The 11,459-nt window shown below is 71.5% G+C and carries 10 protein-coding genes; 3 read left to right on the forward strand and 7 right to left on the reverse strand.

The annotated features are described in order from the left end of the window. Positions 1-1,311 precede the first annotated feature (1,311 nt). Complete coding sequence (locus tag ADK64_RS18845; RefSeq protein ID WP_053660448.1) at positions 1,312-1,587, forward strand: hypothetical protein; 276 nt, start codon at positions 1,312-1,314, stop codon at positions 1,585-1,587. Positions 1,588-2,568: 981 nt separating this feature from the next. Next, positions 2,569-4,041 (forward strand): sialidase family protein, encoded by a 1,473-nt coding sequence (locus ADK64_RS18850; RefSeq protein WP_053660450.1) that lies wholly within the window; start codon positions 2,569-2,571, stop codon positions 4,039-4,041. A 502-nt stretch (positions 4,042-4,543) separates the two neighbouring features. Here the strand turns inward: ADK64_RS18850 and ADK64_RS18855 are convergent. The 4 genes from ADK64_RS18855 to ADK64_RS18875 form a co-directional block, all read right to left on the reverse strand. After that, a complete protein-coding gene (locus tag ADK64_RS18855) occupies positions 4,544-4,750 on the reverse strand; it encodes a hypothetical protein (protein WP_053660452.1) in 207 nt (68 codons plus the stop codon). A gap of 431 nt (positions 4,751-5,181) precedes the next feature. Further along, positions 5,182-5,640: a DUF4291 domain-containing protein gene (locus tag ADK64_RS18860; RefSeq protein WP_078992713.1), complete on the reverse strand. Its 459-nt coding sequence runs from the start codon at positions 5,638-5,640 to the stop codon at positions 5,182-5,184. A gap of 777 nt (positions 5,641-6,417) precedes the next feature. After that, the gene (gene msrA, locus ADK64_RS18870) at positions 6,418-7,083 is read right to left on the reverse strand and encodes a peptide-methionine (S)-S-oxide reductase MsrA (protein ID WP_053660455.1); all 666 of its coding nucleotides are present in this window, start codon (positions 7,081-7,083) and stop codon (positions 6,418-6,420) included. 151 nt (positions 7,084-7,234) lie between these two features. After that, entirely contained in the window at positions 7,235-8,353 is a 1,119-nt protein-coding gene (locus ADK64_RS18875) for a hypothetical protein (protein WP_053660457.1), read from the reverse strand. A 222-nt stretch (positions 8,354-8,575) separates the two neighbouring features. Between ADK64_RS18875 and ADK64_RS18880 the strand changes: the two genes are divergently transcribed. Continuing rightward, positions 8,576-9,730, forward strand: coding sequence for a cystathionine gamma-synthase (locus tag ADK64_RS18880; protein WP_053660459.1), 1,155 nt, complete (start codon positions 8,576-8,578; stop codon positions 9,728-9,730). Positions 9,731-9,911: 181 nt separating this feature from the next. Here the strand turns inward: ADK64_RS18880 and ADK64_RS18885 are convergent, their stop codons facing one another. The 3 genes from ADK64_RS18885 to ADK64_RS18895 form a co-directional block, all read right to left on the reverse strand. After that, positions 9,912-10,160 carry a hypothetical protein gene (locus tag ADK64_RS18885; protein ID WP_053660461.1) on the reverse strand — a complete coding sequence of 83 codons (249 nt, stop codon included), beginning with the start codon at positions 10,158-10,160 and terminating at the stop codon, positions 9,912-9,914. Positions 10,161-10,242: 82 nt separating this feature from the next. Then, positions 10,243-10,746 carry a sigma factor-like helix-turn-helix DNA-binding protein gene (locus tag ADK64_RS18890; RefSeq protein WP_053660463.1) on the reverse strand — a complete coding sequence of 168 codons (504 nt, stop codon included), beginning with the start codon at positions 10,744-10,746 and terminating at the stop codon, positions 10,243-10,245. 155 nt (positions 10,747-10,901) lie between these two features. Next, a complete protein-coding gene (locus tag ADK64_RS18895; protein WP_053660687.1) occupies positions 10,902-11,402 on the reverse strand; it encodes a MarR family winged helix-turn-helix transcriptional regulator in 501 nt (166 codons plus the stop codon). Between the last annotated feature and the right edge of the window lie 57 nt (positions 11,403-11,459).

Below are 11,459 nucleotides of genomic sequence, written 5' to 3' on the forward strand. Positions count from 1 at the left end.
GTCATCGCCCGTCCGGTCCGGCGCGCTCAGGTAATGCTTTCCGTGTGCCCGTCGGGGAACTTGCACTTGGGGCCGATGTAGGCGCCGCCCGGTATGACCGTTCCACCCTGTTCCGTGCACTGTTCGTTCGAGATGGTCGGATGCGTCGCTGCCCGAGCGGTGGCAGCGTCGACGGCACTCGCGCCGGCGAGGGTTGCTGTGGCGAGGGCGAGCCCAAGCAGTCGTCGCATACGCATGGCTTTCTCCTCTCGCGTGCCCCTGGTTCGGTGCTTCGGGATGACCGGGCTTATGCCAGGGGCGGCCTATTACTCAGAATGGGTGACGGTGAGCAGACGCGCGAGTCGTGGCAGGCGGGCGCCGCAACCCCTCCGACGCTGGACGGGGTGAAGAGAAAAGACGTCGATCCCCGTGGCCTTCCCGACCGAACTCCTGTCGGATGTGAAGGCGCACTTCGGACGGCTTCGCCGGGCCCGGCCGCGATGGACACGTCCTTCTCGGTCCCCAGGGGGTCGGCTCGGGGCTGTGATCCGGGGTGGTGGGGGAGTGGCCTCCGAGCCCTCCGAGAAGGACCCTGCGGGCTCGTAGTGGCACGCCTATGGCACGACCCCCGAAACGGCGAAGGGCCGGCCTGGGAGCAAAGCCCTCCCGAGCCGGCCCTTCCCTCTGTGCCCCGGCAGGATTCGAACCTGCGACACCGCTTGAGGAGTTCGATCCGTGGCCCGCCGCCCAGCACTCAGCGCTGGCTGCCAGGCAGGAGACCGACACAGGCCGCGCCGCCCTCGCGGCCCTGTCGGGCTCCGCTCTCCCCGGCGACACCTTGGCCTCCCATCGGCGCTCGCCGTGAAGTGCCACCGCAGTGGCGGCCCAGCACCTCGCGGGGAAGCGAACGCCGGCCGCCGCCCCGGCCGAGCCGCGCCCGGCGGTGTGCAGGGGGACAGGCCGGGCGGACGCCGGCCCGTCCGATCCACCTGGTCGGCCGGACGGGCCGGCTACCGCGCTTCGCGCAATCGCAGTTACTCAGCGCGGCCTTCCCCCCGGAGCCCAGGACGGGCGGGGGAGAGGATGCGACGCTGGAGTGACGGGACCGCGAGTGGAGGTCCGAGTGCGTCTCATCCGGTCCGGGGCCCTCTTCTTCGGCCTGGCGACCATGTCCCGGTACGGCTCAATGGATGCGACGCAGAACCGTGCGGTCAGTCTGTGAGCCCGCCGGCCGGGGCACCACTCACCGAGCGTCGCCAGGCGGCCTTACCGCGCGGATCCGGCCCGCCGGGACCAGGACCACGCGACCAACCCGGAAGGCAGGTGCGTCCCATGCGCACGTTGACCCGTATCGCCGGTGCCCTCACCGGCCTGACCCTCACCCTCGGTGGTGCGGTCCTCGCCGCGCCCGCGGTTCGGGCGGACATCCCCGCCTGCACGCGGATGGCCGAACTGGCCGGTGCCACCGCGTCCGACTCCGTCACAGCGGCCTGCAGGCGTGGCGTGGTCGGAGACCTGCAGAGTTGTGTGACCGGGCTGACCGGGGCCGGATTGGCGGGCGGCGCCGCGACCGGTGCCTGCCGGGCGGCGGCCCACGAACCGCGTTAGAGGACCGCGCGCGGCAGCCGCCCGCCGACACCGGGCGGAGGCAGGTACGGCCCGTCTCCTCCTCAACCCCCGGCCTGCCCGGACACAATGCGGCCCTGGTGGGCAGTCCCGACGCCAAGGACATCGACGTCGCCCCGCTCCTGCCGACGCGCACGCGGGGTACCGATGCGGCCGGTCGAGGTCGGTGACGCCATGCCTCTCCGAGGCCGGGCGGTCACCGCCCGGGCGCGGCCCCCAGCCTCGCCTCACGGGCCTCATGCGGAGCGCCCATGCTGAGCAAAAGGGCGCCGTCGTCTTGAGACTTGTCCATCCCGAAGGCCGAACGAAGGGGCCTGTGAGGAGGGGGGAGTCATGCGCATGCGAAGAATCTCGGGCCTCGCCCTGGCCGCGGCAACCCTTGCCGGCGTGAGCGCTGTCAGCGCCGCTTCGAGACGGTCCGCGCCGTCCTGAACACCGCGCTCGCCGCCGTCCTGAACGGCCTCGGCCATGTCGTCATACAGTGACCGACGAGGTCGTTCGCATCTCCTGGCTGTACTGATTCGGATTTCCCAGCTGCATTGATCACGAGCGCTGTTGACACCCGGCAGGTCTTGAACAGGCGCAGAAGAACATGCAGTCCGCCGGCCTCGAGCCTGGATGTGCAGGTCATCCCGCTCCAACCCGTCCGAGCCAAGGCCGACCCCGTCGGCATCGCCAACCGGCACGCGGCGCGCGGCCCTCTCCGGGGACCTACGAGACGGCGCCGTAGCAGCACGACCAAGGAGCCGACCGGCACGGTGCACCCGCCGGTCGGCTCCGCCGTGCTCCGCGACGACCCCGTGGACGACTCCATCGTTCGGCCCATCAAGGGCACCGGCCGCAACGCCGAAAAGGACCAGGCGGAGTCGGCTCACCCTCATGTTCCGGTACGCCTCCGCGCCCCAGTCCGCCCCGATGACTGCGGTCCCGTGCCCAGGCCGACAGGCCCGGAGGAAATCCCGCATGCGCGTCTTCCTGCCCCTGACCGCCGTCACCACCGCCGCGCTCCTGCTCGTCACGGCCACCGGCGCGACTCCCGCCGCGGCAGACCGGAACCCCGACGGCACACCACTAGTCCAGGTGTCCCACGGCGACCCGTACGCGAAGTGCACCATCGGAGCGAGGTCCCCCGACAGCATCGACTACCCGGCCACCGAGGTCGAGCCGTACCTGTCAGTCGACCCGCGCGACCCCAAGCGCGTGGTCACCGTGTTCCAGCAGGACCGCTGGAACGACGGCGGCGCCCGTGGCCTGGCGGCCGGCTGGACCACCGACGGCCACACCTTCCACCAAAGCACGCTGCCGTTCAGCCTGTGCGCCCCCGGCGGCGCGGACTACGAACGGGCCTCCGACCCCTGGGTGAGCACCGGACCGGACGGCACGGTCTACGCCGGCGGGGAGGGCGTCGACTTCACGAAGAGCACGCGCAGCGCCCTCCTGGCAGTCACCTCCCGCGACGGCGGCCGCACTTGGCAGAACCTCACCACCACGCACGTCGACGAGCAGCCGTTCTTCAACGACAAGCCCTCACTCACCGCCGACCCGGTGCGCAAGGGCACCGCTTACCAGGTCTGGAACCGCCTCGACAACGACCCACCCGGCCCCAGCTCCCTCGACGGTCCCGGCTACATCTCCCTCACCCGCGACGGAGGCCGCACCTGGAGCAAGGCCCGGCCGTTCGTCGACACCAGCACCGTGCCCAACACCCAGACCATTGGCCATCTGATCGTCGCCGACCGGCGCACCGGCACCCTGTATGACTTCTTCGACCGGATCACCCACTCCGACGACCTGAGCACCGTCGTCGAAGCCCGCTACGAGGTGGTCACCTCGACCGACGCCGGAGAGACCTGGAGCGCCCCGGTCACCGTGGCCCGGGACACCTCCGTACCGGAGGTCGACCCGAACGACCCCACCAAACTGCTGCGCGCCTCGGCCACCCTGCCGAGCCCGGCCGTCGACCCCAGGACAGGCACGCTGTACATGGCCTACGAGGGCTCGGACTTCTCCGGTGGAAAGTTCGACTCCGTCCAGCTTGTGCGGTCCACCGACGGCGGACGCACCTGGGGGACCCCGGAGCTGATCAGCCCCAAGGGCGTTCCGGCCTTCTCACCGTCGATCGCGGTCGCCGAGCGGGACACGGTCGCGCTCACTTACTACGACCTGCGCTTCCTCAAGCCCGGCAACACCACCACCCTGCCCACCGCCTACCAACTGGCCACGCTGCACCACGGAAACCCGAAGCTCCGGACCGAACGACGGATCTCGCGGGTCTTCGACTGGCTGCAGGCGCCCTTCGCCGGCGGCTACTTCCTCGGCGACTACCAAGGCCTGGTGGCAGACGGCAAGGGAGTACGGGCGGTGCTCACCGAGACCCACTCCGGCGCACCACAGAACCGTACGGACGTGTACACCAGCGGTCTCCGCACCTGCTGACCGACGCGGACGCCGTCGGCCGGCCGACCGCCGACGGCTGCGGACAGGCCTCGGACCCACTCCGTGACCACGTCGGGCGGGGAGGTTCGGCCGCGTCCCGCCCGGCGGGGCGGGCCTGCTGCTCTGGGGTCGTGTGGTTTCCCGGCCTGTCGGGCACGGAAGGGGCACGCTTGGGGCACGCCTGAGACCTGGCACAGCTGCACTGGCCTACCGTCCGCCAGGCACTCGTACGTCGTCCGGACACACGGCTCGCCAGCTCGCCCTCAGCGATTCCGAGCCGCGCCGCGATCTCCGCGGGAGAAGGTGCGGCGTGCGGCCGCGCAAACCTGGGCAGCTCGCTGCGCTCGCGCGCGACGGCGTTCGGGGGCTCCTGCCCGCCGCGTGCTTCCGGGCCGACTCGGACCTGGCGTGCCCGACGGGTCGGCACAGCCCCTGCGACCCTCCCGGCTGCGCTCGCGCGGGAGCGCCCCGCGGCGCGTGGCTGCGGGGCGCCTTGTGGGGTTTAGTCGATCTTCTGCCCGTCGTGCGTACCGCCCTTGCAGAGGTTGTCCTTCAGATCGGCCGTTCCGCCACCCTGCTTGCACTGAGAAGGGGTGACGTACGATGGGGCACCCTGTGCGGTGGCGCTGGCGGTGGCGGCGCCTGTGAGGCCGAGTCCGGCGAGGGCTGCCGTGGCGATGAAGGCTGCGAGGATTCGTCGCATGCGCATGTAGTTCCCCTTTCACGGATTGCCTCGGTTGGGGCACTAGTCAGCTTGATCTTCACCCATGTGGGTGGCACGTCATGTTGCGCCATTCGGGTGACGTTGCTGTCGGGTGCGGGGTCGGTGACGCGACCCGTCGGGCAGGCCCTGGAACGAAGAGACCACCCCGGCCGGTTGGGTGGTCTCTTCGTTGTTGCGGAGGGGGTGGCGTTCGCCATCGGCCCCACGCCAAGAGCCGTGTTGACCTGCGGAAACGCGCCCTTGGTAGCGGAGGGTGGCCGGACGCTGCGGACGCTATTTTCCCTTGACCTCAAGTTTTGCTGGGGACGGCTTTTCAGGCGGGGCGGGATCGCGGGCTTGGCTTGACCCCCGTCCCGCCGAGCCCGTGCTGCCATGTGGCCCTGGGGCCGGAGCCGGCTGTCGGGTGGAGCGGCCCGTCATCCGCGTAGGTGGGCAAGAAGTTCGTCCTCAACGGGATAGGAGCGTTCCTGGGGCAGCAGCCGGGCGGCGGAGTCCGGATCGCCGTTGTTGACCAGGGCCTGGATCTCGTGGGCGAGTGGGGTCACGTCGCGGATGGCGACTGTCCAGTCGTCCGGGTAGCGTCGTGCGGCCTCACCGCAGAGGCCGAGTTGCAGGGACCGGTACGGCAGGGGTTGCAGGTGCAGATTCCGCGCGGGGTCCCAGCGCACGCGAGTGGGCGTGCGCTTCAACTGACGCTGCCAGGCGGCGCGGTCGGGGTGTACCCCGGGGACGTAGCTCGACAGGCACGCGTGTCGCAGCGCCCACTCGAAGCCGTCACGGCTGATCTCGACCGCGAGAACGGTCTCCTGCCCGTCCTTGGCGCCCCAGCCGCATCGGTACATCATCCCCAGGAACGACGGCTTGATCCACGTCAAGCCGTGCTCACAGACCTTTCAAGACGGGCGGAGCGTTTTCCCATCATCGGTGCTACGTCTTCCAGCTCAGCACATCACTTGCGGAAGGGGCCCCTACTCACGCCTGACGCGGCAGGGCATGATCGCCGAAGGGAGAGGTGTGGCTCAAGGCGGCTTGCCGGCTGTGATTCGGAATGAGTGGCCCGACCTCCGGCCGGGCCTGTGCAATGTACCGCCTTGCACCGGCCCGGCCAGTGCCCGTCCCGCGCACGGCAACCAGCCGCCTGACGCCAGAGAAGAGTCATGTCGCGGCTGGGGCGGTCGGCTGCGCGCTACTTCCGGTGAGGGCGGGTGTCTATCGGAGGGCGGGAGCCGTGCGCGGCGGCGACGCCCAGTACGAAGCCGCACGAGCCCGACACCATGGTGATCATCAATGGTCCTGTGAAGCGGGCTAATCAGCCCACGGCGCGGCGCATCACGAGTGCCGTCAGGTGCGCCATGGCCGGGTGATGATCTCTCGGAATGTGTGGTGCGACGGGTTCAGGCCGCAGTGCTCCAATACGCGGCTCTGCCCGTCCGCGAAGTCCTCACTGCCGTCCGAGGACTGACCGCACACCGCACACTCCATCGCGTACGTGGTCGGCTCTGCGTCCGGCTCGCGGCCGGGCGTGAGCGTCCACGTCTCGTGACGGATCACCGAGCACACGCTCACAGCCCTCGCTCCGTCCGCACGTTGGCCGCTTCCACGCCCGCGCTCAGCCGCTCAAAGAGGTCTGAGGAGACCGCAGGCCCAGAACCTCAATCGCCCGCAGGAGCTACCCCGATCGGGCAAGAAACGCCGGTTCCGCCCAAACCGCAGTAGCCGTTAACGTCGCGCGAAAGGTACTGCTGGTGGTAAGCCTCCGCCGGATAGAAGGGCCGCTCGGTGGCCGGGAGGATCTCCGTGGTGATCTTGCCGTGGCCGGAGGCCGACAGGACCTTCTGGTAGGCGAGTCGGGAGGCCTCGGCGGTGGTGGCCTGCTCGGGAGTGTGGGTGTGGATCGCCGAACGGTACTGCGTTCCCACGTCGTTGCCCTGGCGGAAGCCCTGGGTCGGGTCGTGGGACTCCCAGAAGGTCTTCAGCAGACGGTCGTAGGAGATCACCTTCGGGTCGAAGACCACGCGCACCACTTCCGTGTGGCCGGTCAGGCCCGAGCAGACCTCCTCGTACGTGGGGTACTCGGTGTACCCGCCCTGATAGCCCACCAGAGTCGTGTACACGCCCGCCGGGAGCTGCCAGAACCTGCGCTCGGCACCCCAGAAACAGCCCAGGCCGAAGTCGGCGACCTCCAGGCCCTCGGGGTAGGGGCCGACGAGAGGGGTGCCGAGGACGGTGTGCCGGTCGGGGATCTCGTAGGGGAGCGAGGGGCGGCCCGTGAGTGCCTGCTCGGGGGTGGGCAGCTGCGGGGTGCGGCCGAAGAGCATGGGGTCTCCCTGTCGGTCTGGGGCGGGAGCCGGCCTCAGCGGGTCGGCACGCACACAGAACGCCCCGGAGCGCGGGCGAATTCCGGTCACCCCTTGGCCGTCACCGGTGTGTCATTTCTCCTCCGGCCGCCCCGTCCGGGCTCCGTATGCGTCAGCCGGGCAGGCTCGCCGGGCTGCCGCCGTTCGCCTCGTAACCGGCCACCGCCAGGGCGCGGTAGACGGCGAACTCGGCGGCCGGGTCGGCGGACAGGGTCCAGGGCAGCGCGCCGACGTGCCCGTCGGCGTGTATCAGCTGCTGCATGGCCTCCGCCCAGCGCTCGGCCCGGACCAGGAAGAAGATCAGCAGATGGCGGACGTGCGCGAGCATCGGGTCGTCGGGGCGGGCCGAGTGCACCGCGTGCAGGGCGCCGTGCATCGCCCTGGTGACGACCTCGCTCTGGTAGAAGCCCGCCACCAGGTTCACCTCCGGGAGGTGCTCGAAGACCGCGAAGAGCGGCAGCGCGGCGAGCAGCGAGCCCTGCGGGGCGCGGGCGGCGGCGGCCTCGGCGAAGGAGTACGCCTGCTCGCGCGAGCCGTGCCACTTCTCGCACCAGTAGTGCAGCGCGGCCAGATGCGCGCCCATGTGATGCGGCGCGCGGTCGAGGATCTTCAGCCAGAGCTGCTCGAACTCGGCCTGTGGATAGGCCAGTCCGCGGGCGATGGACAGCTCGACGATGTACGGCACCGGGTCGCCGGGCGCCAGCAGCGCCGCCTGCCCGCAGGCCTCCCGGGCCTCCTCCATGATGATCCGGAAGTCGTCCGTGCCCGGCGTCGACGTACGCCAGGCCTGCTGCACCAGGAACTCGGCGTGCACGGCCGCGCCGCCCGCGTCCTTGGGCTGCTCGGCCCGCCACACCCGCAGCCACTGGCCGCCCGGCGTCTCGTGCACTCCGCCGGGCCGCTGCTGCAGCTCCAGCGCGGCGGCACCCGCGAAGGCCTGCACCCGCTGCCAGCGCGGCTCGCCCGCCGCCTCGGTGCCGGCCAGCAGCTGGGTGGCCGCACGATAGTCCTGGGTGCGCTGCACCAGCTCCAGCACGTCCAGCAGGTCCTGGTCCGGGCCGGGCATGCGTATGTCCAGCTCCTCCTGGCGCAAGAAGCCGTAGTCCGCCGGGTCGGCGGCGTCCGGGTGTCCCGGGGGAACCTGCTCGATCACCCCGCGCCTGCGCCGCAGAAACGGGAGCAGGACGAAGCTCAGCATGAGCAGCGCCATCAGCAGCCAGAGAATCGCCATGCCTCAAGCGAACCAGACGCCGCCGCCCCATGGCCAACCCCGCCGCGAGACTGTGGATAACTCCGGTCCGGGTCATGACAGAGAAGGGCGGGCGGTTCGTGAACCGGCACCGGCGAGGCGGCCGTGCCCGACGCAGGGAAAACCCTTTGTCCGTCCTCGACACCGTGCTCCCCGAGCCGGGCGGGCGACGGCATCCGGCCAAGCGCACTACGCTCGGTCCACATGAGCGACAGGCACATCAGTCAGCACTTCGAGACCCTCGCGATCCACGCGGGCAACACCGCGGATCCCCTCACCGGCGCGGTCGTCCCGCCCATCTACCAGGTCTCGACCTACAAGCAGGACGGCGTCGGCGGGCTGCGCGGCGGTTACGAGTACAGCCGCAGCGCCAACCCCACCCGTACCGCCCTGGAGGAGAACCTCGCCGCGCTGGAGGGCGGCCGTCGCGGCCTCGCGTTCGCGTCCGGTCTCGCGGCCGAGGACACCCTGCTGCGCACACTGCTCACCCCCGGCGACCACGTGGTCATCCCCAACGACGCCTACGGCGGCACCTTCCGCCTGTTCGCCAAGGTCGCCACCCGCTGGGGCGTGGAGTGGTCCGTCGCCGACACCAGCGACCCGGCCGCCGTGCGGGCCGCGCTCACCCCGAAGACCAAGGCCGTCTGGGTGGAGACCCCCTCCAACCCGCTGCTCGGCATCACCGACATCGCCGCCGTCGCCCAGGTCGCCCACGACGCGGGCGCGAAGCTCGTCGTCGACAACACCTTCGCCACGCCCTACCTCCAGCAGCCGCTGTCGCTCGGCGCGGACGTCGTCGTGCACTCCCTGACCAAGTACATGGGCGGGCACTCGGACGTGGTCGGCGGCGCGCTGATCGTCTCCGACCAGGCGCTCGGCGAGGAGCTGGCCTACCACCAGAACGCGATGGGCGCCGTCGCCGGCCCCTTCGACTCCTGGCTGGTGCTGCGCGGCACCAAGACCCTCGCGGTGCGCATGGACCGGCACAGCGAGAACGCCACGAAGATCGCCGACATGCTGACCCGGCACGCGCGCGTGACGCACGTGCTCTACCCGGGCCTGCCCGAGCACCCCGGCCACGAGATCGCCGCCAAGCAGATGCGGGCGTTCGGCGGCATGGTGTCCTTCCGTGTCGAGGGCGGCGAGGAGGCCGCCGTCGAGGTGTGCAACCGCGCCAAGGTGTTCACGCTCGGCGAGTCGCTCGGCGGCGTGGAGTCCCTGATCGAGCACCCCGGCCGGATGACGCACGCCTCCGCGGCGGGCTCCGCGCTGGAGGTCCCGGCCGACCTGGTGCGCCTGTCGGTCGGCATCGAGAACGTCGACGACCTGCTCCAGGACCTCCAGCAGGCCCTGGGCTAGCAGCCACATCAGCCCGTGCGGCCGGCGCCCGCGGAGGCGCCGGCCGGTGGCGCGGGCCGGTGCGCGGATCCCCTCCGACGGGCGGTCGGCGGGTCCGCACCGCAGGCCCACGGGCCTCAAGCGGCAAGCCGCGACCGCCGAGACCGGAGCCCCGAGCCCGCAGACGCACGCGCCGGTGGGCTCACCAGCCCGTGACCGGCGGGGTCGTCTGGGAGGGCGGCAGCATCCACGGGTGCGCGTGGGCCGCCCACACGCTGAACGCGACGGCCGCGGCGCAGGCCAGCAGCCACAGCATCCGGCGGACCAGCCGCGCGCGCCGCAGCATGCGCTCACCGCGGCGCACCGCCTCCGCGTACAGGTCCGGCGGCAGCGGCGCCGGGGCCTGCTCCATGATCTGCCGCACGGCGGCCTCCCGTTCCGGCCGGTTCACGGCATCCTCCACGTGCGCCCACGACCGCGACGCACCACGGCGCCGCGGGCCGCACCGCATGCCTCGGGACGGCCGCCCCGCCTCATGACGGCGCCACCTTCGGGCCCACCGCGCGCGGGGCGGCCGGGCGGGCAGGATGCAGCAGGGTGGCCGTCGCGCGGTCGCAGATGGTGTGCACGCGCTCGGCCGGCAGCCCCAGCAGGGCCGCGGTCTGCTGCTCGGCGACGCCCTCGTAGAGCCGCAGCACCAGGACCAGCCGTTCCTGCGGGGCCAGGGCGGCGAGCGGGCTGCGCGGATCCGGCCGGGCGCGGCCGAAGGCGCCGTACCGGTGCCAGGTCGCGCGCGCGAAGCGGCCGGCGAGGTGCTGGCGGGCGCAGTCGTACGGATCCTCGCCGCGCAGCCGGTCCCAGCGCGCGTACGTGTGCGCCAGCGCCTGTGTCAGCAGGCGCCGCGCGCGCGGGTTGGCGTCCGGCGCCTCCGCGGTGAGCAGCGTGGCGGCGTGCAGCAGACGGCCGGCCGCGCCCGCGACGAACGCCTCGAACTCCCGGGCCCGGCGGGCATCTCGGGCCGCTCGCCGATCACGCACCGCGCCTCCCCCCTAGAGGGGCCCTGTCCGGTACGGGACAGGTGAACCGCGTACGACGCAGGACCCGGTCTCATATGAGGCCAGCGGTGGCCCGGGGTCAAGGGGCCGGGACCGACCGCCGCCCGCCGGGGTCCTGCGCGTGCCGCCTGCCGGGATCAGGAGGCCGGCGGCTGTTCCGTCTGCGGGGTGCCCGGCAGCGTCATCCGCGCGGAGAGCGCGTGGTTGAAGCGCGTCAGGAGCGAGCAGAACTGCTCGCGCTCCTCCGGTGCCCAGTCGTCGGTCAGCTCGGCCATCAGCTGACGCCTGGAGGAGCGCACCTCCTCCAGCCGCGCCGCCCCGCGCGGGGACAGCTGAAGCACCACGGCCCGCCCGTCCTCGGGATGCGAGGTGCGCTTGACGAGCCCGGTGTCGACCAGCGGAGCCACCTGCCGGGTGACCGTGGAGGAGTCGATGCCCATGCTCGCGGCGAGCGCCTTGACACCCATCGGGCCTTCGTTGTCGAGGCGGTTGAGCAGCAGATACGCCGCGCGGTCCATGGAGTTGCGCACCTGCCCGACACCGCCGAGCCGCGTCTGTTCGGCACGGCGGGCGAACACCGCTACCTCGTGCTGGAGGATGTCGAGAAGACCGGGGTCACCGACAGTCGTCATGTCCATCGACATTTCAGGTGTTGTGGGCATGGCCGGAGGCTCGCTTCATGAAGGGCTGCTGGG

The organism is Streptomyces sp. MMG1121 (assembly GCF_001280015.1).
Taxonomy (GTDB): domain Bacteria; phylum Actinomycetota; class Actinomycetes; order Streptomycetales; family Streptomycetaceae; genus Streptomyces.